Below are 23,979 nucleotides of genomic sequence, written 5' to 3'. Positions count from 1 at the left end.
CCGGGAGGAGATCCCATACATTAAGGGCGGGCATTGTAGCGCTGCGGGAAGGGGAGGTAAACCATTGAGTGAGTAAAGGCCGACGGCAGGACAGTACCGTCGGCGTTTAGCTCAGGGGTCGGGCAATCAGAGGTCGTCCTGGGTATGATCGACAATAATTTCCAGGGTCTTACGAATGATATCGGCGCGGACAACGTCGCGCGTAGACTCGATCTCATGGATCAAACGTAAAATAATCGCTTTATTAGTCAGCGGTTCCTTCGCATCCAGAATGGCGCCTGTCACAGTTTGAAGCAGCGCCCACTCTTCGGCCAGCAAACCACCGGCACTACGAAAGTAGTTGGACAATGCAGCATTGGGCAGTTCATCGTAAAAGTCATTTTTCTGGAGCATAGCCTGGCTCATAGTGTCACACCGGTTCAGTTAATAAATTAATGGTGCAGTTAATGCTTATTCCTGTTGGCTTGCGGGCTATTGCCAAACAGGGGATACACATTGCTGCTGCTGTGTCGACCATCCGTGTCCCACTCCTGCTGCTCACTTTTGGTATTACGCCGGGCGCCACCCTTACCATCGTTGGAAATTTCCAGAATAATTTGGGATAGCACGTTCCGCCGCTGCCCGTCCCGCTCAATCGATAACATCTGTTGCAGCCTCTCCAGCAACAGCTTCATGCTTATGGGGCCGTTATCTTTGAGCAAAGAAAGAGTAGCTTCGCCAATAAGTTCGTCAGTTAATCGTTCATGGTCACTTCTGTTCATAACTACGTCTCTGTCGCCGCATCTTCCTGCAGGAAGAGATGCGGCATAAAGTCAGTCTGTCGTGACAGTATAAAAAATCTGTCGCAAAGAAAAAACTGACTCAAAAAACAAGGTAATCATATGCTGTGGCGTATCGTTTATCGATCAAACAGCAGGCCAACCAGCGTCTGATAACGGCTCTCCTCTTCCCGATCCGAAGCCTGGTCCATCCGGTAAAGCAGACGGGTACAAATGGCTTTTCGATTGAGGATTTTTCCTTCCCGTAGAATTTCAACCACAATTTGACCCAGCGTCTCCTGCTGGGAGGGTTGGTTTGCTTTGTTAAAGTACTGGGCAATGGCATTGGCTGTGTTCGGTGAGTACCCGTTCTCGCGCATATGTCACTCCTGAAATCCGCTGTATTTAGAAGGTTAATATCTTGTTAACTTGTAAATACTGTACACACCAATTGTACAAGTTAACAAATATATTTTTACCATTACGTGCTAATCCATATTATTCAGCAAGTTAAAATAGATAAAATTTGTAAAACAAGCTAAAAAGATTGTACATTGTCGACGATTTTTGTCGTTATGGCGGGTACAGGTGACGGAATTTACTTCGTCCGGGGAAGCTTATAAGAAGTTAAGCGAACCATCTGATACTGTGGACTTTCATTCACCTCCTCTATTGGAAACCCTATGCTCACTACCATCATTTACCGTAGTCATTTTCGTGACGACGTACCGGTTACCGTGCTGGAAGACATGGTTGTTGCAGCAAATGAAAAAAACAAAGAAGCCGGGGTTAGCGGCATTCTTCTGTTTACTGGCAAGCTCTTTTTTCAGCTGCTCGAAGGACCTGAGGAGAATGTAAGAGCCATTTACCGCGCGATCTGTGAAGACCCGCGTCACCACAACGTGGTGGAACTGTTGTGCGATTATTCCCGCGCCCGGCGCTTCGGCAAGTACGGCATGGAACTGTTTGATTTACGCCACTATGACCGTCACGAAGTACTGCAAAACGTGCTGGACAAGGGCACCACAAAGTACCAGATGTTTTATAACGACAGGGCGCTGCACTTCTTCAGAACCTTCGTCGAGGAGAGTGAAAAAGAGAACTACTTTGAGCTGCCGTCAGGGGACCACTGGGTATTTGTTCCTGACAGCGACGATCCCAGCGTACGCACCCTGCCGGGGCGTTACAGCGAGTCGTGCAGCTTCGCGTTCCAGCCGATTATCGACCCGCTGGCCCGCGAAGTTGTCTCTCTCGAAGCCCTGATCCGCACCCCGGAAGGGGAGCCTGCCCAGCGCTGGTTTGAGGGGCTGGAAGGGGATGCTGTTTATGAAGCCGACCTTAAAAGCAAGAGCGTTGCCTTTGCGATGGCAAAGGAGTTGGGGCTGGGTGAACAGAGCCTGTCAGTGAACCTTTTACCGATGACGCTGGTCAATATTCCCAACGCGGTCGACTATCTGATTCGTGAGATAGAGGCCAACGGACTGGTGGCAGAGCAGATTGTGGTGGAGTTTACCGAGCACGAAGTGATCTCCCGTCTGGATGAATTCACCGGTGCGGTACGCGAGTTAAAAGCCGCAGGTATTGGCGTGGCGATTGACCACTTTGGCGGTGGTTTTGCCGGTCTGCTGTTGCTGGCGCAGTTCCAGCCAGACAGAATTAAGATTAATCGCGATCTGATTCGCGACGTTCACAAGAGCGGACCGCGGCAGGCAATTGTGCTCGCGATCATAAAATGTTGTACAGCTTTAGAAATTCTGATCTCCGCAGTGGGTATCGAGCAGCCGGAAGAGTGGATGTGGCTCGAATCTGCAGGCGTTTCTCAGTTCCAGGGGCACCTGTTTGCCCACCCTGAACTGGCCGGGATCCCGCCAGTTTCGTGGCCTGAGCCGCGCGAGGAGGTTCTTCTTTAACCTTCACCGGGCAGTGATACAATTCTGTTGTACAATATAACGAGTTGTACAGCCCGGTGAGATTCGTTACCTTGAACGATGAATATATTGATCAGCCATGAGGAATTGATGGCCTTTTACAGTATTGGCGATGTGGCAGAACGTTGCGGCATCAACCCCGTCACTCTGCGTGCGTGGCAGCGCCGGTATGGCCTGCTAAAGCCGCAGCGTAGTGAAGGCGGACATCGGCAATTTGATGACGACGATCTACAGCGCATTGAAGAGATCAAGCGCTGGATTGAGCGTGGCGTACCGGTGGGTAAGGTAAAAGCCCTGCTGGATGGGGACAAAGCCCCTGAGCCAGGGAACTGGGGTGTGCTGCAGGAAGAGATGATGGGCACGCTGCGCCAGGTGAACCCGGCTAAATCGCGGGCGCAGATCGCGATTTTCTGTCAGCACCATCCTGTGGACGTCCTGATCGACAACGTGTTTATTCCCGTGCGGGAGACCTTAAGCCTTGACCACGCTACCGCGCGCATTATGGGCAGCATGCTGGACGGCATTCTGATCGAACAGGCCATCACCAGCCTGACCGATTCGCGTACCAAAGCGGGCAGGGATGCGTTGCTCATTGGCTGGGGGGTTGAGGATCGTACCCGCCTGTGGATGGAGGCGTGGCGTCTGTCGCACCGGGGGTGGCGCATCAACGTCTTTGCTGAACCGCTGGAGTTACCCCATCCGGAGTTTTTCCCGGGCCAGCATATTCTCGTCTGGGCAGGTAAAACCCTGTCGGATGAACAGCGCCAGCAGCTGGAGCACTGGCAAAAGCAGGGTTATGTCATTACGGCGCACGGGGCGGCTGACGTCCTCTGATGCCATTACCCGCCGTAGCGGGTAATTTTTCTTTCTTCACCCGCCGATCCGGCACGCATCCGCTTCCCAGCGATACCCCACACCGTATACCGCGCGAATAAACGACTGCTCGGCATCCAGCGCTTCCAGCTTGCGGCGCAGATTTTTGATATGGCTGTCGATGGTGCGATCCGTCACCACCCGGTAATCATCATACAGATGGTTCAGCAGCTGCTCGCGGGAGAACACTTTCCCCGGCTCGCTGGACAAGGTTTTCAGCAGGCGGAATTCCGCTGGCGTCAGGTCCAGCAGCTTGCTGCGCCAGCTCGCCTGGAAACGGCCTTCGTCGATAATAAGCGGACTTTCCGCATCCAGCGCCTGTAGCTCACGGTGCGGCTTGCAGCGGCGCAGAATGGTCTTCACCCGGGCCACCACTTCGCGCGGGCTGTAGGGTTTGCAGATGTAATCATCGGCGCCGATCTCCAGCCCCAGCAGGCGGTCGATCTCTTCGATTTTGGCGGTCACCATCACAATCGGCACCTCGGAGAAGCGGCGGATCTCCCGGCACAGGGTCAGGCCGTCGGTGCCAGGCAGCATCAGGTCGAGCAGGATCAGATCCGGCGGGGTCTGGCGCACGTAAGAGAGCACCTGATCGCCATGGCTGATAAGCGACGGGGCATAGCTCGCCGCCCGCAGATAGTCGATTAATAACTGCCCAAGCTTAGGCTCGTCCTCCACAATCAGGATGCGGGGTGTGTTTTCGTCAATGGGTAACTCAGTCATGCTTCTCTCGATAAATCGCGTTCCAGCGGTAGCTCTACTGTAATGCTAACCCCGCCAAAAGGCGAATGGGCGGCACGGAGGGTGCCGCCGTGGGCTTCAACGATGTTCACGCAGATCGCCAGCCCCAGCCCGGAGCCGCCGCTGGCGCGGTTGCGGGACCCTTCGGTGCGGTAAAAGCGCTCAAACAGCTTGTTGAGCTGCTCGTCAGAGACGCCGGGCGCGGTGTCGGCGAAGGTCAGGGCGAAGCGTTGCTCTTCACATTTGCCGGAGATGCGCAGCGCGCCGCCCGCGTCGGTGTAGCGCAGGCAGTTTTCCAGCAGGTTGTTGAACAGCTGCATCAGCCGGTCGCGATCGCCAAACACCACCGCGTGTTCCGGCAGCGACAGCTCAATGCGCAGATCCCGGCTGGCAAAGCGCTCCCGGAAGACACCGCTGGCCATCTCCAGAATATTAATCACATCCACCGGTGCTTTCTGGTAGGCCAGCGCGCCCTCGTCGGACATCGACAGCTGATGCAGATCGTCCACCAGCTTGGTGAGGGTGCCCACTTCCGCCTGCAATGAGGTCACCGATTCCGGCGTAAACTTACGCACCCCGTCCTGGATCGCCTCCAGCTCGCCGCGCAGCACCGCCAGCGGGGTGCGCAGCTCGTGGGAGATATCGGCCATAAAGTCCCGGCGCATCTGCTGATTCTTCTCAAGGGTGCTGGCGAGCTGGTTAAAGTCCTGCGCCAGCTTGCCCAGTTCGTCCTGGCTGCGGGTATCGACGCGGGTGGAAAAATCCCCCGCCGCCAGCCGGTGGGTGCCGTCCACCAGCCGCTTGACCGGCGCCAGCAGGCCGCGCGCCAGCGGGAAGGTGGCCAGCGCCGCCAGCAGGGTGGACAGGGCCACAATCAGCCAGCTGGTCTGGCGCTGCTGGCGGTCAAAGTTGATGTCGGTATTGCGCGTCAGCCGTTCCACGGGGGAGGCGATCACCCAGCCGACGGCATTGCCGTTCACCGTGATGGCTCGTCTGGTACCGTCCGGCGGCACCGGGGCGCGCGGGCCGACCAGCACCCGCATATCCTGGTCGATCACCCAGAACTGGGTGCGCCAGCCGTGTGGCGGCATGCCGGGGCCGGGGCGATCGTCGTCGGTGTCGTGCTCCAGCGAGCGCAGGATCTGAAAGACAAAGCGATCGTTATTGCGTAAAAAGCGCCAGTTGCCGTGCAGGGCGTACTGCTCGGCGAGGGCATCGCTCAACCCCTGCAGCCGCTGCTCGTTGCCGTGTTTGATGTAGTCGATAAAGCCGCGCTCAAAGCTGACCCGCACCGCCCAGTGCATGGTGATCAGCAGGACAATACAGGTGGCGAAAATGGCCAGAAACAGCTTGCCGGTAATGCCCGGTCGCCAGAACTTCATGGTTCACTCCTTTTGCGCCGCCTGATGACGACATTTTTGCTGGTATCATCCGGAACCCGAGCGAAAATAAAGGCCGGCAGGGCGATGATCAGCGCCATGCTCAGGTAGGTGTAGAGGAACACCTGATGGACGACGGCGCTGTCGGCGGTGAGCTGGTGCTGCCCGTACATGCCCAGCAGCAGCCCGGCGATGGTGACCCCGACGCTCATCGACAGCTGCATGATCATCGACAGCAGGCTGTTGCCGCTGCTTGCCTGCTCATCGGGCAGATCTTTCAGCGTCAGGGTGTTCATGGAGGAGAAGCGGATGGAGTTGATCATCCCCTGGCAGAAGAGCACCAGCGGCAGGACGTAGTACCAGCCCAGCAGCGCGACGGCCATGAACAGCAGGCTTACCAGCGCCAGTCCCAGCGTGGCGGATACCAGCACCCGGCGATAGCCAAAGTAGTTCACCACCTGCACCACAATGCGCTTCATCCCCATGCTGCCGAGCACCATCGGGATCATCATCAGCCCGGCGTGGAACGGCGAAAAGCCGAGGCCAATCTGCAAAAAGACCGGAGTCATAAACGGCAGCATGCCGCTGCCGATGCGTCCGGCCAGGCTGCCGAGCAGCCCCAGGCGGTAGGTGGTGTTCTGGAACAGCGTCAGGCTGAACAGCGCCCGGTCGTTGCCCCTGGCGTGCCACAGATACCACAGAATCGACACCACCCCGATAGCCACCAGCCCGGCCAGCGCCAGCGGAGAGATCCCGAGCCCCTTTTGCCCGTCCAGCGCCAGGGTCAGAGTCGCCATCCCCGCCGCGAGCAGGAAAAAGCCCACCAGGTCAAAGCGCCGGGTCTGCATTTTGTAGTTCGGCATCAGGCATAACGTGGCGATGGCCCCGATGATGCCCACCGGCAGGTTAATCAGGAAGATCCAGTGCCAGGAGGCATACTCCGCCAGCACGCCGCCAAGGGCCGGGCCCAGCAGCGGCCCCACCTGGCCGGGCAGGGTGACGAAGGTCATCGCCGCCATATACTGCTCGCGCGGCACGATCTTCATCACCGTCAGCCTGCCCACCGGCACCATCATCGCCCCGCCGACGCCCTGCAGCACCCGGGCCATGACCAGCTCGTTCAGTGTCTCCGCCCTGGCGCAGAACAGCGACCCGGCGGTAAACAGCACGATGGCGGTAAAGAAGATATTGCGCACCCCCACTTTGTCCGCCAGCCAGCCGCTGGCGGGCAGCATCACCGCCACCGTCAGCACGTAGGCGACAATCACCATGTGCATATGCAGCGGGCTCTCCCCGAGGCTTTTCGCCATGGAGGGGAGGGCGGTATTGACGATGGTCGTATCCAGCGACTGCATAAAGAAGCCGAAGGCGACAATCCACAGCTGCCAGCGAACGTTAGCGGGAAGATCGGTCATGGGCCAGGTACCGTCTCGTTGGGTTTACGGGAAAAACGCACCCGCAGGCGGTCGAAGAACAGATAGACCACCGGGGTGGTGTACAGCGTCAGCAGCTGGCTCATCACCAGCCCGCCGACAATAGTGATCCCGAGCGGCTGGCGCAGCTCCGCGCCATCACCGCTGGAGATCACCAGCGGCAGGGCGCCAAACAGCGCCGCCAGGGTGGTCATCATGATCGGGCGAAAACGCAGCAGGCAGGCCTGGAAAATGGCGTCCTGCGGCGTCATGTTGCCGTTGCGCTGGGCCTCCAGGGCAAAGTCGACCATCATGATGGCGTTTTTCTTCACGATGCCGATTAACAGCATAATGCCGATCAGCGCAATCAGGCTGAACGGCGCGCCAAACAGCTCCAGCGCCAGCAGCGCGCCCACCCCCGCCGACGGCAGGGTGGAGAGAATGGTCAGAGGATGAATATAGCTCTCATACAGCACCCCGAGCACGATATAGACCGTGGCAATAGCCGCCAGGATCAGGATCACCTGCGATTTCATGGTCTCCTGGAACACCTGGGCGGTACCGGCGAAGCTGCCGCGCACCGAGGACGGTACGCCAAGCTGGGTCATGGTGCGGGTGATGGCCTCGCTGGCCTCCGACAACGACGAGCCGGTCGGCAGGTTAAACGACACCGTCGACGCCGCCGACAGCCCCTGGTGGTTCACCGACAGCGGCGCGTTAGCGGGCTGCCAGTGGGCGAAGTAGGAGAGGGGGATCGCCTTGCCGTCGTTATTAATCACAAACATCTTATCCAGCGCGCTGATGTCCTGGGTATAGCGCGGATCGACCTCCATCACCACCTTGTACTGGTTCATCGGCTGGTAGATGGTGGAGATCTGCCGCTGACCGAAGGCGTTATTCAGCAGGCTGTTGGCGGCGCTGACGTCAATGCCCAGCCGCGACATGGTTTCACGATCGTAGGTTAAGGCCATCTCCGCGCCGTTGTTCTGGCTGTCGGAGTTCACGTCCGCCAGCTGCGGTAATGCCGCCAGCGCCTTGCGGATCTTCGGCTCCCACTCGCGCAGCGCGGCGAGATCGTCCGACAGCAGGGTGTACTGATAGCTGGCGTTCGACTGTCGCCCGCCGACGCGGATATCCTGCACCGCCACCAGGAACATATTCGCCCCCGGCTCTTTGGACAGTTTCACCCGCAGGCGGTCGATCACCTGCTGCGCGGTTTCGTTACGCGCGTCGCGGGACTTCAGGGTGATAAACATCATCCCGCTGTTTACCCGCGAGCCGCCGGTGAAGCCGGTAACGTTATCCACCGCCGGGTCTTCGCGGATGATCTTCATAAAGTCCTGCAGCTTGCCGCGCATCGCCTGGAAGGAGATGCTCTGGTCAGCCTGGATCCCGCCCATCAGCACCCCGGTGTCCTGCTCCGGGAAGAAGGTTTTCGGGATGGAGATGTACATCCAGACGTTGAGAGCGATGGTGCCCACCAGCACCAGGCCGACGACCCGGGTGTGGTTCAGCACCCATTTCAGCGATTTCCCGTAGCCCGTCTGCAGGGCCATCAGCATCCGGCCAAAGCCTTTTTTGCGCGGCTGCGACTGCGGGGGGCTGCGTTTGAGCATCCAGCCGCACATCATCGGCGTCAGGGTCAGGGACACCAACAGCGAGATGCCAATCGCCACCGACAGCGTCACCGCAAATTCCCGCAGCAGACGCCCCGGCAAGCCGTCCATCAGCAGCAGGGGCAGGAACACCGCCACCAGCGACAGGCTCATGGAGAGCACCGTAAAGCCCACTTCCCGTGAGCCCTGTAACGCCGCCTGCAGCGGCTTCATCCCCGCTTCGAGATGGCGCGAGATGTTCTCCAGCACCACGATGGCGTCATCCACCACAAAGCCGGTGGCGATGGTCAGGGCCATCAGCGACAGGTTGTTGAGGCTAAAGCCGCACAGGTACATGGCGGCGAAGGTACCAATCAGCGACACCGGCACGGCCACTGCCGGGATCAGCGTCGCGCGCCCGGAGCGCAGGAACAGGAACACCACCAGGATCACCAGCGCTACCGAGATGATCAGCGACTGCTCCACCTCCTCCAGCGAGGCGCGAATGGTGGGGGAGCGATCCTGGGCAATCTGCAGATCGATGGCCGCCGGAATAGTCTCCTGTAACTCCGGCAGACGGGCGCGGATGCTGTTCACCGTCTCAATGATATTGGCTTCCGGCAGCTTGCGGATCATCAGCAGAATGGCCGGCTTAGCGTTGGTCATCCCGGCGTTACGCACGTCCTGCACCGAGTCGGTAACGCTCGCCACGTCGCTCAGGCGCACCGCCGCGCCGTTGTTGTAGTGAATGATTAGCGGCTGGTACTCGGCCGCGGTTTTCAGCTCGTCGTTGGTCTGGATCTGCCAGCGGCGGCTGCCATCCTCCACTGACCCCTGCGGCCTGCGCACGTTGGCATTGCTGATGGCGCTGCGCACGTCATCCAGCGACACGCCCTGATTAAACAGCGCCTGCGGATTCAGCCCCACGCGCACCGCGGGCAGGGAGCTGCCGCCAACGTCCACGTCGCCCACGCCGTCGATCTGGGCGATGCTCTGCGCCAGCTGGGTGGAGGCGAAGTCGTACAGCTGCCCCTGAGAGTAAGTGTCCGAGGTAAGCGTCAGGATCATGATCGGCGCATCGGACGGGTTGGCTTTGCGGTAGGTCGGACGGCTCGGCATGCCGCTTGGCAGCAGGCTCTGCGCGGCGTTGATGGCTGCCTGCACGTCCCGCGCCGCGCCGTTGATGTCGCGGTTAAAGTTAAACTCAAGGATGATGCGGGTGCTGCCGAGCGAGCTGCTGGAGGTCATCTCGTTGACCCCGGCGATGCGCCCGAGGGAGCGCTCCAGCGGCGTAGCCACCGACGAGGCCATGGTCTCCGGCGACGCGCCCGGCAGGGAGGCGCTGATCATGATCACCGGGAAATCCACCTGCGGCAGCGGGGCCACCGGCAACAGCCGGAAGCCGAGCACGCCGCAGAGCGTAATGGCAAGCGAGATTAAAATCGTCGCCACCGGGCGGTAAATGAAGAGGGCGAAAAACTTCACTTACGCCTCCTCTTCTTCACGTTTCGGGAAGCGGCTTTTACTCCACAGGGCCAGGCGGTCAAACAGCAGATAGATCACCGGCGTGGTGAACAGGGTTAACACCTGGCTCACCAGCAGGCCGCCCACCATGCCGATCCCTAACGGACGACGCAGTTCGGCGCCGACGCCGGTGCTGAGCATCAGCGGCAACGCGCCTAACAGGGCAGCAAGCGTCGTCATCAGGATCGGGCGGAAACGCAGCAGACAGGCCTGGAAAATCGCGTCACGCGGCGACATCCCCTGCTCACGCTCGGCGGCGAGAGCAAAGTCGATCATCATGATGGCGTTTTTCTTGACGATACCGATCAGCAGAATAATCCCGATGATGGCAATCACATCCAGCTCGCTGCCCGCCAGCATCAGCGCCAGAAGCGCCCCCACGCCTGCGGTGGGCAGGGTGGAGAGAATGGTGATCGGGTGGATAAAGCTCTCATACAGCACGCCCAGCACGATGTACATCGCCACCACCGCGGCGACGATCAGCCAGATGGTGCTCCCGAGCGCGGCCTGGAACGCCAGGGTGCTGCCCTGGAATTTGGTCTGGATGTCGGTCGGGAAGCTGAGGTTTTTCTCCGCATCGGTAATCGCCTGCACCGCCTCGCCAAGGGAGTAGTCGTCCGGCACGTTAAACGAAATGGTGGTGGACGGGAACTGATCCAGATGGTTCACCGCCAGCGGCGTATAGCGCTCTTCCACTTTGGCAATGGCGCTCAGCGGCACAATCCCGCCGCTGCTGCTGGTCAGGCGAACGGTATCTAGCCCTGCCAGCCCCGGCGTCTGCCGGGTGTCGTGCTCCAGTACCACCCGGTACTGGTTGGCCTGGGTGTAGATGGTGGAGATCAGACGCTGGCCGAAAGCGTTGTAGAGCGCGTTATCGACGTCCGCCATGGTAATGCCGAGGCGGCTGGCGCTGTCACGATCGACGTTGATGTACGCCGCCAGACCTTTATCCTGCCAGTCGCTGCTGACGTCGGAGAGCTGCGGCAGCTGTTGCAGCTCGTCCACCAGCTGCGGCACCCAGGTGCTGAGGGCATCGAGGCTGGTGGCCTGCAGCGTAAACTGATACTGGGTGCGGCTCACGGTGGTGTCGATGGTCAGATCCTGGGTCGGCTGCAGGTACAACTCCACGCCAGGGACTTTCGCCACCGCGCTTTGCAGTCGCTCAATCACCGTGTTAACCCTGTCGTCGCGATCGTCCAGCGGCTTGAGGTTGATCTGCAGGCGGGCGCTGTTCAGGGACGGATTAGTACCATCCACGCCGACAAAGGCGGTCAGGCTCTCTACCGCCGGATCTTTCATGATCACCCCGGACACCGCCTGCTGGCGCTGGGCCATGCTGGCAAACGACACCGACTGCGGTGCCTGCAGGGTGCCCTGAATAATGCCGTTATCCTGGATCGGGAAGAAGCCTTTCGGGATCATCACCCACAGCAGCACGCTCAGGGCGAGGGTGCCCAGCGCCACGCCGAGGGTCGCCCATGGATGGTTGAGCACTTTTGCAAGCATGCGTCCGTAGGCGGCGATGATGCGATCAAACATCCGCTCCGAGGCGCGGGAGAAACGGTTCTGCTTGCGCAGGGATTCATGGCTCAGCATCCGGGCGCACATCATCGGCGTCAGGGTCAGGGAGACCACCGCCGAGATCAGAATTGCCACCGCCAGCGTCACCGCAAACTCGCGGAACAGACGCCCGACGATATCACCCATAAACAGCAGCGGGATCAGCACCGCAATCAGCGAGAAGGTGAGGGAGATGATGGTAAAGCCGATCTCACCGGCCCCCTTCAGCGCCGCCGCCAGCGGTTTTTCGCCTTTTTCGATATAGCGGGAGATATTCTCGATCACCACAATGGCGTCATCCACCACGAAGCCGGTGGCGATGGTCAGGGCCATCAGCGTCAGGTTGTTGATCGAGAAGTCGAGAAACACCATTACCGCGAAGGTGCCGACCAGCGACAAGGGCACCGCCACCGCCGGGATAATGGTCGCCGGGACGTTACGCAGGAACAGGTAGATGATCATCACCACCAGCGCAATCGCCAGCATCAGCTCAAACTGGGTGTCGCTGACCGAGGCGCGAATATTGGTGGTGCGATCCGACAGCACCTTGACGCTGACCGATTTCGGCAGGCTGTCGATGAGCGTGGGCAGCATGGTGCGGATGCTGTCAGCGGTATCAATGATGTTCGCCCCCGGCTGACGCTGGACGTTCATCACGATCGCCTGCTGCTTGTTAGCCCATGCTCCCAGCCAGCTGTTTTCTGCCCCTTGCTCGACGGTTGCCACATCGCCGAGGCGGATCGGCGCGCCGTTCTGGTACGCGACAATCAGCTGGCGATACTCATCGGCAGACTGCATCTGATCGTTGGCGGAAAGCGTTACTGCCCGGGTCGGGCCATCAAGAGAGCCTTTCGCCGAGTTAACGTTGGCGTTGCTGATGGCGGTGCGGATGGTTTCGCTGGTCAGCCCGAGAGAGGCAATGGCCTGGGCGTTGAGCTTCACGCGAACCGCCGGGCGCTGGCCGCCGGAGAGGGTCACCAGCCCGACGCCGGAGACCTGGGAGATCTTCTGCGCCACGCGGGTTTCCACCATGTCTTCAACCTGGGTCATCGGCATGGCGGAGGAGGTGACGGCGAGGGTCATGATCGGCGGATCCGCCGGGTTAACCTTGCTGTAGACCGGCGGGTTAGGCAGGTCAGAGGGCAGCAGGTTGGTGGCGGCATTGATCGCGGCCTGAACCTCCTGCTCGGCGACGTCCAGGGAGAGGCTCAGCTGGAACTGCAGCGTCACCACCGACGCGCCGCCGGAGCTCTGGGAGGACATCTGCTTCAGGCCCGACATCTGCCCGAACTGGCGCTCCAGCGGGGCGGTAATGGCCGAGGTCACCACGTCCGGGCTGGCGCCCGGGTAGAGCGTCACCACCTGAATGGTGGGGTAATCCACTTCCGGCAGGGCAGAGACCGGCAGGAAGCGGTAGCCGATGATCCCCGCCAGCAGGATCGCCACCATCAACAGCGTGGTGGCGACGGGGCGCAGGATAAACAGGCGCGACGGGCCGCCCGTGGCGCTCGGAGGCATTACCTGCATCAGGCGTCCGCTCCCTGTTTTTTATGTTCGCGTTTCGCAGGCTCAGCAGGGGTGTCGGTGTGGGCTTCCACCACTTCCACTTTTGCCCCTTCGGTCAGACGGTCAATACCGTCGGTCACCACCCGGTCGCCTGCCGACAGTCCGGCGGCAATCACCACGTTCTGGCTGTCCTGAATACCCGGTTTCACCAGATGTTTGCTGACCTTGTTGTCGCTGTTCAGCACCCAGACGAAGTTGCCTTCGTTACCCATCTGCAGCGCCGCGGTCGGGATCACCACCGCGTTCTCCTCGGTCGCCACCAGCATGCGGGCGTTAACGAACTGGTTCGGGAACAGGGCGTCGTCCTGATTGCTGAAGCGCGCTTTCAGCTTGATGGTGCCGGTGGTGGTGTCGATCTGGTTATCGAGGCTCAGCAGGGTACCGTCGCTGAGCTTCTGCTTGTTGGCGCGATCCCAGGCTTCAACGGTTAAGGTCTGGCCCGCTTTCTGCGCCTGGATGACGGTCGCGATATCGCTTTCCGGCAGGGTAAACACTAAATCGATAGGGTGGGTCTGGGTCAGCACCACAATCCCGGTGGTATCTCCGCTGGAGATCTGGTTGCCAATATCCACCTGTTTTAAGCCCACGCGCCCGTCAATCGGGGCGGTGATGCGGCTCCAGTCGAGCTGCAGCTGTGCGCTGGCGACGGCGGCCTGATCGGCTTTGATGGTGCCGAGGCTTTCGCTGACCAGCGCCTGCTGGGCGTCAAGCTCCTGACGGGAGACGAGGTTGGTTTTTACCAGCTGCTGGAAACGGGCCAGATCGCGGCGGGCATTGGCGAGGGTGGCCTGATCTTTGGCCAGCTGTCCCTGAGCCTGGGCCAGCGCAACCTTGAACTGGCTGGGATCGACTTCGGCCAGCAGATCGCCGGCTTTCACCTGTTGCCCTTCCTGGAAGTGCAGGGCGATCAGCTGTCCGTCGACGCGGCTGCGCACGGTGACGGTGTTGGCGGCGGTAATGGTGCCGAGGCCGGAGAGATAGCGCGGCACGGATTTACTGACTGCGGTCGCGGCCTGTACCGGCGCCAGCGGGCCGCTGCGCATCCCGTGGCGTCCACCGCCCGCCGGGCGCTGCGTCTGGCTCGACGCACCGGCAGGTGCAGGACTCTTTTGGTGCCAGTACCACGCGGCGGCAAGGGCCACCACAATGATGCCAGCGGCGATTACCCAGCGGGATTTATTGCGGCCTTTCATCGTTATATGTTCTCGTCCTGAAACAGTGCGGAAAATAATACTAGTTTAGTGAGGCAATTGAGCGGAAAAATGGAGGAAATATGAAAGACTGTCTGGATTTGTCTGAATGGAGGTAAAAGCAAAACGGCAACGCCAGTTGTCGTTTTTAGGGTGTTCTCCCTCTCCCCGTGGGAGAGGGCGGGGTGAGGGCAACAGACCGCACCAGACTAGGCCGGGCAAGCGAAGCGCCCCCGGCAATGCCACCTTAGCTGAACACCACCTGCGCCCAACGTGCTAACCCGGCGGTGACGGAACCAAAATCATCGCCCCCGGCAATTGGGATGCCCGGCAGCTGCTGCGCCAGCGCTTTTTTGATCAGCGGTGAGCGGGCGCTGCCGCCGGTCAGGTAGATGACGTCCGGCTTCTCGTTGCCGTTATCCAGCGCCAGCTGCACCTGCTCAAGGATCCGCTGTAACGGCTGCGCCAGCGCCGCCTCCAGCCCCTGCTGGCTGATGGCCGTCGCCAGCTCATCGCTGATGAACGGCAGGGTCACGGCGTGTTCTGCGGCATCCGAAAGCGCAATTTTGCTCTCTTCCGCGCTGCGTACCACCCGGTAGCTCAGACGCTGACGCCACACTTTATGCAGCAGCGCCACCTTATCGCCGTCCTGGGCGTCGCGCACCAGATCGTTAAGAAAACGCCCGTTGGCAACGCTGTAGAAATCGCTTTGCGCCGGGACATCGTTGATCGCCACGGCGTTCCACCACGGCAGGATCGGCAGGGCGGTGCCTTTTTCTGTCTGCCCGCCCATGCCGAGCAGCGGCATCAGGCTTCTGAAGGCCAGGGCGATGTCCAGGTCGTTACCGCCGATACGACAGCCGCTGTGTCCCAGCAGGCTGCTCTCGCGATCCCGGCGCTGATGCCACTGTGGCCCCATCAGCAGCAGCGAACAGTCGGTGGTCCCGCCGCCGATATCCACCACCAGCACCCGTTTTTCGCGCTCAAGCGTCGCTTCAAAATCCAGACCGGCGGCAACCGGCTCATACTGGAACACCACGTCGCGGAATCCGGCACGCTGCGCGGCGCGCTCCAGAATCCCCTGCGCCTGCTGGTTAGCCTCATCGCCGCCCAGCCCCTGGAAGTTGATCGGGCGACCAATCACCGCCTGGGTGATCTCCTCCGTCAGCTGAGTCTGGGCCTGCTGGCGAATATGCAGCATCATGGCGCAGACCAGATCTTCAAACAGCGCTACCTGCTGCGGCTTCAGGCCGCTGGCACCCAGGAAGGATTTCGGCGACTTAACGAAGTACACCTCCTCCGGATCCTCAATGTAGTGACCCAGCGACGACAGACCAAACTGCACGCTGGCTGGCGTCACATCAATATCTTCTTCGCGGTTAAAGCTGACCGCCCGGCGCAGCAGCGCCTGGGTTTCCGTGCCGTTAGCCGGAACCTGATGGTGGCGGTACAGCCACTCGCTCACCGCCTCGCGGGTCGGCGCGCAGAGCATCGACGGCAGCAGCGTGCTGTTGTTTTCCATTTTCAGCAGCTGCGGCTGCCCGTTTTGCATCACCGCTACTGAACAGTTGGCGGTGCCATAGTCAAATCCGATAAACACGTCAGCGTCCCCATGCCATTGAGAAGGGGCGAGACTTTAGCGAAATGTCCGGCTGGCGACAACAGGAATATGAAAGCAAGGCGTAAGGAGCCATCTGCGTTTATGCTGTGACAGGACAAAATAAGGAGCGACGATGTTTACCCTGACCTGGCAGCCGCCCTACGACTGGCACTGGATGTTGAAATTTCTTGGCGATCGTGCGGTCGCCGGGATTGAAACCGTGACCGCCACCGACTACACCCGCAGCTTCGCCTGCCAGGGGCATCGGGGGCTGATCCACGTGACGCCGCAGCCCAACGGCACGCTGGAGGTGGCACTCAGCGACGGGCTGCTGCCCATCGCCGATCTCTGCCTGGCGCGCATCACCCGCCTGTTCGATCTCCACTGCGATCCGCAGCAAATTGAACAGACACTGGGTTCGCTTGGTGCCGCGCGCCCCGGCCTGCGTCTGCCGGGTTCGATGGATACCTGGGAGCAGGGCGTGCGCGCCATTCTCGGACAGCTGGTGAGCGTGGCGATGGCCGCGAAGCTGACCGCTAAGCTGGTGGCGCTCTGTGGCGAGCCCCTGGCGGAAGCGCCGGAATACCGCTGTTTCCCAACGCCTGACGCGGTGGCACAGGCCGATCCGCTGGCGCTGAAGGCGCTGGGCATACCGTTGAAACGCGCGGAATCGCTGATCCATCTGGCGCAGTCGGTGGTGGCAGGAGATTTCCCGACCGAGGCCCCGGATGATATCGACAGCGCCATCAAAGCGCTGCAGACCCGGCCCGGGATCGGCCGCTGGACGGCGAACTACTTCGCCCTGCGAGGCTGGCAGGCAAAGGATGTCTTTTTAGCGGATGACTATCTGATCAAGCAGCGCTTTGCCGGAATGACTCCGGCGCAAATACGCCGCTATGCTGAACGCTGGCAGCCCTGGCGCTCGTACGCCCTGCTGCACATCTGGTACACCGACGGCTGGACGCCGTCAGTTGATGGCGAAGTAGCTGGCATTGAGTAGCAGCTCCAGCGGCTGCGGCTCGCCAATGGTGTTGCCGTAGATGTAGTCGATGCCAATGCCGGAGAGCGTATCCATCATGATCGGCTGATTGCTCGGCCCGGCGATGGTCTTGATCCCCAGACGCTGGGCATGGCCCTGAACAATGGTCACCAGCATCTCATCCATCAGATTCCCGTAGACGTTTGCCACCAGCTCAGGATCGAGCAGCAGGTAGTCGGCCATCTGCGCGCTCAGGTGGTTAAACACCTCCATATCGCGCCCTACATGGCTCAGGATGATACGGCACCCGGCCTCGCGCAGCTTCTGCAGGTTGGCGTGGGTAACGTCATCTTCCTGCGTCAGGACGCTGACGTGGACGATCAGATGCAGCAGACGCGGCTGCAGCGGACAGGCGCGCAGCATCTCCAGCAGTTCATCCACCAGGGTGGCGCTGGCAAGACCGGCGGTGGAGAGCGGCAGGGCGACCCCGGTGCCTTTGTTGGTCAGCGGCGTGGCAAAATTGCGGAAAAACTCCTGCAAAATGCGTCTGTCGAGGGCGTGAATCAGCTCCGGCTCCGCCAGTCCGGCCCGGAAGGCGTGCTCTTCCAGCATCTCGCCGTCGTTGGTCCACAGGCGCAGGGCCAGCATCCAGAAGGTGCTGCTTTCCGGGATGCGCGGTGAAGCGACGCTGCGGGCGATCATCAGCAGATGATTGTCTTTAATCATATGCCACTGCTCGTCCAGCGAGATGGTGCCCGGCGCCTTGAGCATCCGCTCCTGCTGCGGTTCATACACCGTCACCACGCCACGGCCGTTGTTCTTCGAGGAGTAGCAGGCGATATCGGCCTGCGACATCACCTCGGAGGCCTGGTTATTGCGCTCGTCGATCTGGGTGATCCCGGCGCTGGCCCCGATGCGGTGCAGGCGGCCTTCCCACATAAAGTGATAGTCGTTGATGGCGTCGATAATGCGACCGGCAATGTAGCGCGCGCTTTCGGTGTTGCAGTCCGGCAGCAGCAGGCCAAACTCATCCCCGCCAAGGCGGGCCAGCATATCGGTGGAGCGCAGCATGCTCAGCATCAAGGATGAGAGCTCCCGCAGCAGCGCATCCCCCGCCGCGTGGCCTGCGGTGTCGTTGACGGCTTTGAAGCGGTCCAGATCGATAAATACCAGGGCATGACGCTGGCGCGTCTCCTGCACGGTATGCAGCATCCGCTTGAGGCAGGCCTCAAAGCTGACGCGGTTCGCCAGGTGGGTGAGGGCGTCGTGCGAGGCGTTATAGCTCAGCTCGCGCAGCATTTTGCGCGACTCGGTAACGTCCTGAATAACCAGCACCGAGCCGATATTCTGCCCGTCAAGGGTGCTCAGCGGGGTGATGCTGTAGTGAATATCGTAGCTGCCGCCGTTACGGCTGTGCAGCACCACATCCTGCTCGATGTCGCTGCGGGACATATCCCCGCTGTGGATATTCTCCATCAGCGGGCCGTTATCGCCGAAGGTGATGTGCAGGACCGAGAGGATCGGTTGCCCCAGCGCTTCCTGCTGCAGCCAGCCGCTCATCTTCTCCGCCACCGGGTTCATAAAGGTGACGTTCATATTGATATCGGTACAAAGCACCGCTTCGCCGATGGAGTCGAGGGTAATGTGCAGACGCTCTTTTTCCTGGAACAGTGCCTCGTTCAGCTCTTTCACCTCGGTCATGTCCATATTGATGCCGAGCAGGCGCTCCACTTCGCCCTGTTTATTCAGCACCCGGTTCGCGAGGGCGCGGATATGGCGAATCCCGTCTTTCACCCGGATGCGGAACTCCAGCTTGAACGGCACGCGGGCTGCGAGAGAATCGCGCACCACCTGCTCAGCCTGGGCGCGATCTTCCGGCAGCATGCACTCGTGCCAGAGCTGCCAGGTGGGTTTGACGTGGGCAGGCACTTCGTACAGTTCGAACATGCGCTTATCCCAGCTGATGACGTTGGGTTTGAGATCCCACTCCCAGATGCCGATGCCGCCCGCTTCGTTCGCCAGGGTAATACGCTCCATCAGGCGCTTGTTCACCCATTCGGTATGCTTGAGATCGTTAATGTCTTCGACCTGGGCGATAAAGTAGAGCGGGGTACCGTCGGCGTGACGCACCAGCGATACCGCCAGCAGCGCCCAGACCACCTCGCCGCTGCGGGTGTAATAGCGCTTCTCCAGCGAGTAGCTGTTGATTTTGCCCTGCAGGAGCTGGTCCAGCTGCTCCAGATCGTTCTCTAAATCTTCCGGCCAGGTGAGCTGCTGGAAATTAAGGGAGCGCAGCTCGGACTGGGAGTAGCCGAGGAACTGGCACAGCGCCTTGTTCGCCTGCAGCCACTGACCGTCGGTGCTGACCAGCGCCATACCGATAACGGAATACTCCATCGCATTGCGAAAACGCTCTTCGCTCTCGGTAATGTGCTTACGCTCGGCGCGAAACGCGTACATCACCATGGTCATCACGTTAGCGGGCAGGAGCATCATCAGGAACGGCAGCCAGGGGGCGTTGATCAGCGCGCCGAAATTCTGCATGGTCAGCGGGTCGGGATCCCTGGCAATCATCAGCGATACCATCATCACCGTCACCAGGAAGACCAGGAAGGCTTCCAGACGCGGCAGGCGCACGGCGCTCCACATCAGCAGGACAATGATGGCCGTAAATGGCCAGGGCAAATAGTGCAGGGAGATCCAGCTGAGCAGCAGCGTTACCGCCATGGTCAGCAGGGTTTCAAACAGCAGGCGCGGGTTGCGGTGGCGCAGCAGGTAGTGCGGCTTAAACAGCAGGCCTAACGGCACCAGCGCCAGCGAGCCGATGGACTCCGACAGCACCCAGACCATGAAACTGCGCAGCGGCTAGTCGCTCGGCACCGCCAGCCAGACCAGCACCCCGCCCAGCAGAGGAGGGATCAGGGCGCTGCCGATCGCCAGACGGATCCAGTCCCCGAGATTCTGCAACGGGTTGTAGCCGGGGAGCAGTTTACGCAGCAGCAGGGCGCCGACAAACGCCTCCACGACGTTGACACCCGTGTACCAGAGGTTAATGGAATCCCAGGAGTAGATCAGACAGGAAGCAGAGAGGTTACCAAGGCTGCAGGCGAGGGCGATGCCGGGCCACATCTTCCCGGCGTGACGGTAAAACGCCACCATCATAATGGAGGTCGGGAACCATAAGGGCGCCAAAAAAGTTCCGAAACGCGTTAATTCGAGCGAGAAAAGAGTGAATATGAAGGTAACCAGTCCAAGACTGACAAGCCGTAGTAAAGGATGTGGCGTAGTTACCAAAACGCGCTGGTATTTTTTATTCATTACCGCTTTATCCGAAGACGCCATGCCGCCAGGAGTCATCTCCGGACGCGTTGATTATTTAATTTGGTTCATGCTAGTACAAACAATTTACAATTTATATGGTATGCGCTCATAAATTGACATCACAGAGTTATTAAACAGTTATCCTGCAATAATTTCATCTCAGGTGCTGGAAAAGTAACCGGATTAATGGTGGCCAGGATTATTCTGCATGGACTTTGAACGTCTCTCGCAGAACATTTCTATTCGGCTGGTATCATACCGACGAAATCCCTATAATTGCCGCGTTTGACGCTCAGGCGTCGTCCTTCCTTACATCCAGGTTACTCAGGTCGCAAAAATTTATGACTGATAAGTCTCATCAGTGCGTCATTATAGGCATCGCCGGCGCATCGGCTTCAGGTAAAAGTCTCATTGCCAGTACGCTTTACCGTGAATTACGTGAACAGGTCGGTGATGAGCACATCGGCGTTATTCCAGAAGACAGCTATTACAAAGATCAAAGCCATCTGTCGATGGAAGAGCGTGTTAAGACCAACTATGACCATCCAAGCGCGATGGATCACAGCCTGTTATTCCAGCATCTTCAGGCTCTGAAAAACGGCACCGCCATTGAGCTGCCTGTCTATAGCTACGTTGAACATACCCGCCTGCAGGAAACCGTTCGCATTGCGCCGAAAAAGGTCATTATCCTCGAAGGCATCCTGCTGCTCACCGACGCCCGTCTGCGCGAATCCATGAACTTCTCCATTTTTGTTGATACCCCGCTGGATATCTGCCTGATGCGCCGCATCAAACGCGACGTCAACGAACGCGGCCGCTCGATGGATTCCGTGATGGCGCAGTACCAGAAAACGGTACGCCCAATGTTCCTGCAGTTTATTGAACCATCCAAACAGTACGCCGATATTATCGTGCCGCGCGGGGGTAAAAACCGCATCGCCATTGATATTCTGAAAGCGAAAATCAGCCAGTTTTTTGAATAACACGCGCGAATTGTGTACCGTTCAAAGATAACCGGGTTCGCCCTCCGGCTCGCAAGGCCGGAGGGCGCGCTGCACGAAAGGAGAAAGTGATGCGTCTTTGTGACCGTGATATTGAAGCCTGGCTGGACGAAGGCCGTCTGAGCATCACCCCGCGCCCGCCCGTCGAGCGCATTAACGGCGTGACTGTGGATGTCCGTCTGGGGAATAAGTTTCGTACCTTTAGCGGTCATACCGCACCATTTATCGACCTGAGCGGGCCGAAAGATGAAGTCAGCGCCGCACTCGACCGGGTGATGAGCGACGAAATCGTGCTCGACGACGGCGAGGCGTTCTACCTGCATCCGGGTGAGCTGGCGCTGGCCGTAACCTTTGAATCCATCACCCTGCCTGCGGATCTGGTCGGCTGGCTCGACGGACGATCTTCTCTGGCGCGTCTGGGGCTGATGGTGCACGTCACCGCCCACCGTATCGATCCAGGCTGGTCCGGGCGTATCGTGCTGGAGTTTTTCAACGCCGGCAAACTGCCGCTGGCGCTGCGCCCGGGCATGATGATTGGCGCGTTGAGCTTTGAGCCGTTAACCGGCCCGGCGGCACGTCCGTATAACGCCCGCCAGGATGCCAAATATCGCGACCAGCAGGGTGCTGTCGCCAGTCGTATTGATAAAGACTAAGTCCGAACCGGTCCATTGAGGAAGCCATGAGAAGAGTTCTGACCACGCTGATGATTTTGCTGGTGGTGCTGGTTGCTGGCCTGTCAGCGTTGGTTCTGCTGGTCAATCCCAATGACTTTCGCGCCTACATGGTGCGTCAGGTTGAGGCGCGCAGCGGTTATGCTCTGAAGCTGGATGGCCCGCTGCGCTGGCACGTCTGGCCGCAGCTCAGCATCCTTTCCGGGCGCATGTCGCTCACCGCGCCGGGGGCCTCCGCGCCGCTGGTGTCTGCTGACAATATGCGCCTCGACGTGGCGTTGATGCCGCTGCTTTCGCATCAGCTCCAGGTCAATCAGGTGATGCTCAAAGGGGCGGTGATCCAGCTCACCCCGCAAACCGAAGCCGTTCGTAATGCCGAAGCCCCCGTGGCGCCGCGCGAAAATACCCTGCCTGATAAAGCGGATGACGCTGGCTGGTCATTTGATATTGGCCGCCTGAAGGTGGCCGACAGCGTGCTGGTGTTCCAGCACGAAGGGGATGAGCAGGTCACGGTGCGCAATCTCAACCTGCAGATGGACCAGGATGAGCATCATAAGGGCAAGATCGACTTTAGCGCCCGGGTGAACCGCAATCAGCGCGATCTGACCCTGTCCTTCTCCGCCAACGTCAACGCCTCCGACTATCCGCACCTGCTGAGCGCCGACATTCAGCAGCTCAGCTGGCAGCTGACCGGCGTCGATCTGCCGACGCAGGGCATCAGCGGGCAGGGCACGCTGCAGGCGCTGTGGCATGAGGAGCAGAAGCAGCTCGAACTCAATCAGCTTAATTTGCAGGCCAATGACAGCGCCCTGACCGGTGAGGCCAGCGTGCTGCTGGGCACCGACCCGCAGTGGAACATCAACCTGCAGTTCGACAAGCTCAATCTGGAAAATCTGCTCCCGGCGCAGGCTGCCGCGGCGACAAACAGCGAGGCGGTACAGCAGGGACAAACCCAGGCCAGGTCGCAACGTCCGGTGATCGCCTCTAATCTGGACGAACCGGATTATAACGGCCTGCGCGGCTTTAGCGCCGATGTCCAGCTGAAAGCGAACAGCGTGCGCTGGCGCGGGATGGACTTCACCCAGGTCAGCAGCCAGCTGAGCAACAAGAACGGGCTTCTGACCATTGCGGAGCTGAGCGGTAAACTGGGGGAGGGGAGCCTGTCTTTACCCGGTACACTCGATGTGCGGAAAGCCGCTGCCCAGACCGCCTTCCAGCCGCGTCTTGATAACATTGAGATCGGCACCATCCTGAAAGCGTTTAACTATCCGATTGCCCTTACCGGCAGCCTGACCATGGCCGGTGACTTCTCCGGCAGCAAGATTGACGCCGAAGCCTTCCGCCGCAACTGGCAGGGCGAGGCGCATCTGGAAATGCACAATACCCGCATGGAAGGGCTTAACTTCCAGCAGCTGGTGCAGCAGGCGGTAGAGCGCAGCAGTAACGTGAAGGTCAAAGAGAACTTTGACAACGCCACCCGTCTGGACAGCTTCGTTACCGACCTGACGCTCGACAGAGGGCAGGTGACGCTGGAGGATATGCAGGGCGAGTCGCCGATGCTGACCCTTGAAGGAAACGGCACGCTGGATCTGGTTAAAGAGACGGCGGATACCCGCTTTAAAGTCCGCGTGCTGGAAGGATGGCTTGGCGAAGGCAAGCTGATCGATTTCCTGAAAACCACGCCGATCCCGCTGAACGTATACGGCAACTGGCAGGCGCTGAACTACAGCCTGCAGGTGGATCAGCTGATGCGTAAGCATCTGCAGGATGAAGCGAAACGCCGGTTAAGTGACTGGGCCGAGAAGAATAAAGAGTCGAAGAACGGTAAAGATGTGAAGAAGCTGCTGGAGAAGATCCAGTAGATTTAAACACCTTCACACC

16 protein-coding genes and 1 pseudogene are annotated in these 23,979 nt (G+C 59.8%); 6 read left to right on the top strand and 11 right to left on the bottom strand.

Going from position 1 to position 23,979, the window contains the following annotated elements:
* Positions 1-126: 126 nt before the first annotated feature.
* The 3 genes from FHN83_RS03370 to ycgZ all read right to left on the bottom strand — a co-directional run bounded on the left by FHN83_RS03370 (position 127) and on the right by ycgZ (position 1,138).
* Positions 127-405, bottom strand: a complete 279-nt coding sequence (locus tag FHN83_RS03370) for a biofilm development regulator YmgB/AriR family protein (RefSeq protein ID WP_072036700.1) — start codon at positions 403-405, stop codon at positions 127-129.
* 38 nt (positions 406-443) lie between these two features.
* Positions 444-761, bottom strand: a complete 318-nt coding sequence (locus FHN83_RS03365) for a hypothetical protein (RefSeq protein ID WP_039031106.1) — start codon at positions 759-761, stop codon at positions 444-446.
* A gap of 137 nt (positions 762-898) precedes the next feature.
* Positions 899-1,138: a regulatory protein YcgZ gene (ycgZ, locus tag FHN83_RS03360; protein WP_039031107.1), complete on the bottom strand. Its 240-nt coding sequence runs from the start codon at positions 1,136-1,138 to the stop codon at positions 899-901.
* A 303-nt stretch (positions 1,139-1,441) separates the two neighbouring features.
* On the opposite strand from ycgZ, the gene FHN83_RS03355 reads away from it, so the two are divergent.
* Complete coding sequence (locus FHN83_RS03355) at positions 1,442-2,668, top strand: diguanylate phosphodiesterase (protein WP_139563227.1); 1,227 nt, start codon at positions 1,442-1,444, stop codon at positions 2,666-2,668.
* A gap of 108 nt (positions 2,669-2,776) precedes the next feature.
* Complete coding sequence (locus FHN83_RS03350; protein WP_138369945.1) at positions 2,777-3,520, top strand: MerR family transcriptional regulator; 744 nt, start codon at positions 2,777-2,779, stop codon at positions 3,518-3,520.
* A 36-nt stretch (positions 3,521-3,556) separates the two neighbouring features.
* Here the strand turns inward: FHN83_RS03350 and baeR are convergent, their stop codons facing one another.
* The 7 genes from baeR to yegD all read right to left on the bottom strand — a co-directional run bounded on the left by baeR (position 3,557) and on the right by yegD (position 16,126).
* Positions 3,557-4,282 carry a two-component system response regulator BaeR gene (gene baeR / locus FHN83_RS03345; RefSeq protein WP_039031110.1) on the bottom strand — a complete coding sequence of 242 codons (726 nt, stop codon included), beginning with the start codon at positions 4,280-4,282 and terminating at the stop codon, positions 3,557-3,559.
* Positions 4,279-5,682: a two-component system sensor histidine kinase BaeS gene (gene baeS / locus FHN83_RS03340; protein ID WP_039031111.1), complete on the bottom strand. Its 1,404-nt coding sequence runs from the start codon at positions 5,680-5,682 to the stop codon at positions 4,279-4,281. The genes baeR and baeS overlap by 4 nt, the downstream gene beginning before the upstream one ends.
* Positions 5,679-7,094, bottom strand: a complete 1,416-nt coding sequence (locus tag FHN83_RS03335; RefSeq protein ID WP_139563226.1) for an MFS transporter — start codon at positions 7,092-7,094, stop codon at positions 5,679-5,681. Before FHN83_RS03335 ends, baeS begins: the two co-directional genes overlap by 4 nt.
* The gene (gene mdtC / locus FHN83_RS03330; protein WP_139563225.1) at positions 7,091-10,171 is read right to left on the bottom strand and encodes a multidrug efflux RND transporter permease subunit MdtC; all 3,081 of its coding nucleotides are present in this window, start codon (positions 10,169-10,171) and stop codon (positions 7,091-7,093) included. Before mdtC ends, FHN83_RS03335 begins: the two co-directional genes overlap by 4 nt.
* Positions 10,172-13,297: an MdtB/MuxB family multidrug efflux RND transporter permease subunit gene (locus FHN83_RS03325; protein WP_139563224.1), complete on the bottom strand. Its 3,126-nt coding sequence runs from the start codon at positions 13,295-13,297 to the stop codon at positions 10,172-10,174.
* Positions 13,297-14,529 (bottom strand): MdtA/MuxA family multidrug efflux RND transporter periplasmic adaptor subunit, encoded by a 1,233-nt coding sequence (locus tag FHN83_RS03320; RefSeq protein ID WP_139563223.1) that lies wholly within the window; start codon positions 14,527-14,529, stop codon positions 13,297-13,299. Before FHN83_RS03320 ends, FHN83_RS03325 begins: the two co-directional genes overlap by 1 nt.
* A 244-nt stretch (positions 14,530-14,773) precedes the next feature.
* Positions 14,774-16,126, bottom strand: coding sequence for a molecular chaperone (gene yegD / locus FHN83_RS03315; RefSeq protein ID WP_139563222.1), 1,353 nt, complete (start codon positions 16,124-16,126; stop codon positions 14,774-14,776).
* Between the two features lie 133 nt (positions 16,127-16,259).
* Between yegD and alkA the strand changes: the two genes are divergently transcribed.
* A complete protein-coding gene (gene alkA / locus FHN83_RS03310; RefSeq protein ID WP_139563221.1) occupies positions 16,260-17,126 on the top strand; it encodes a DNA-3-methyladenine glycosylase 2 in 867 nt (288 codons plus the stop codon).
* Here the strand turns inward: alkA and FHN83_RS03305 are convergent.
* Positions 17,094-20,423, bottom strand: a pseudogene (locus tag FHN83_RS03305) (diguanylate cyclase). The gene alkA and the pseudogene FHN83_RS03305 overlap by 33 nt on opposite strands.
* Positions 20,424-20,767: 344 nt before the next feature.
* Between FHN83_RS03305 and udk the strand changes: the two are divergent.
* From udk to asmA, 3 genes are all read left to right on the top strand, one after another.
* Positions 20,768-21,409, top strand: coding sequence for a uridine kinase (gene udk / locus FHN83_RS03300; protein WP_032612454.1), 642 nt, complete (start codon positions 20,768-20,770; stop codon positions 21,407-21,409).
* 89 nt (positions 21,410-21,498) lie between these two features.
* Entirely contained in the window at positions 21,499-22,080 is a 582-nt protein-coding gene (gene dcd / locus FHN83_RS03295) for a dCTP deaminase (RefSeq protein WP_039030274.1), read from the top strand.
* 26 nt (positions 22,081-22,106) lie between these two features.
* Positions 22,107-23,960 (top strand): outer membrane assembly protein AsmA, encoded by a 1,854-nt coding sequence (asmA, locus tag FHN83_RS03290; protein ID WP_138369954.1) that lies wholly within the window; start codon positions 22,107-22,109, stop codon positions 23,958-23,960.
* Positions 23,961-23,979 lie beyond the last annotated feature (19 nt).

Origin of the sequence: Leclercia adecarboxylata, assembly GCF_006171285.1 — a bacterium.
In the GTDB taxonomy this organism is placed as follows: domain Bacteria; phylum Pseudomonadota; class Gammaproteobacteria; order Enterobacterales; family Enterobacteriaceae; genus Enterobacter; species Enterobacter barmai.
The sequence above is the reverse complement of the archived record's forward strand: the minus strand, read 5'-3'. Positions and strand labels throughout refer to the sequence as shown.

Excerpts from the sequence above, each read along its gene's own strand:
- baeR (WP_039031110.1), bottom strand. The coding sequence starts at position 4,282 with ATGACTGAGTTACCCATTGACGAAAACACACCCCGCATCCTGATTGTG.
- alkA (WP_139563221.1), top strand. The coding sequence starts at position 16,260 with ATGTTTACCCTGACCTGGCAGCCGCCCTACGACTGGCACTGGATGTTG.
- baeS (WP_039031111.1), bottom strand. The coding sequence starts at position 5,682 with ATGAAGTTCTGGCGACCGGGCATTACCGGCAAGCTGTTTCTGGCCATT.
- FHN83_RS03320 (WP_139563223.1), bottom strand. The coding sequence starts at position 14,529 with ATGAAAGGCCGCAATAAATCCCGCTGGGTAATCGCCGCTGGCATCATT.
- FHN83_RS03355 (WP_139563227.1), top strand. The coding sequence starts at position 1,442 with ATGCTCACTACCATCATTTACCGTAGTCATTTTCGTGACGACGTACCG.
- asmA (WP_138369954.1), top strand. The coding sequence starts at position 22,107 with ATGAGAAGAGTTCTGACCACGCTGATGATTTTGCTGGTGGTGCTGGTT.
- dcd (WP_039030274.1), top strand. The coding sequence starts at position 21,499 with ATGCGTCTTTGTGACCGTGATATTGAAGCCTGGCTGGACGAAGGCCGT.
- FHN83_RS03350 (WP_138369945.1), top strand. The coding sequence starts at position 2,777 with ATGGCCTTTTACAGTATTGGCGATGTGGCAGAACGTTGCGGCATCAAC.
- FHN83_RS03325 (WP_139563224.1), bottom strand. The coding sequence starts at position 13,297 with ATGCAGGTAATGCCTCCGAGCGCCACGGGCGGCCCGTCGCGCCTGTTT.
- ycgZ (WP_039031107.1), bottom strand. The coding sequence starts at position 1,138 with ATGCGCGAGAACGGGTACTCACCGAACACAGCCAATGCCATTGCCCAG.
- FHN83_RS03370 (WP_072036700.1), bottom strand. The coding sequence starts at position 405 with ATGAGCCAGGCTATGCTCCAGAAAAATGACTTTTACGATGAACTGCCC.
- udk (WP_032612454.1), top strand. The coding sequence starts at position 20,768 with ATGACTGATAAGTCTCATCAGTGCGTCATTATAGGCATCGCCGGCGCA.
- FHN83_RS03365 (WP_039031106.1), bottom strand. The coding sequence starts at position 761 with ATGAACAGAAGTGACCATGAACGATTAACTGACGAACTTATTGGCGAA.
- FHN83_RS03335 (WP_139563226.1), bottom strand. The coding sequence starts at position 7,094 with ATGACCGATCTTCCCGCTAACGTTCGCTGGCAGCTGTGGATTGTCGCC.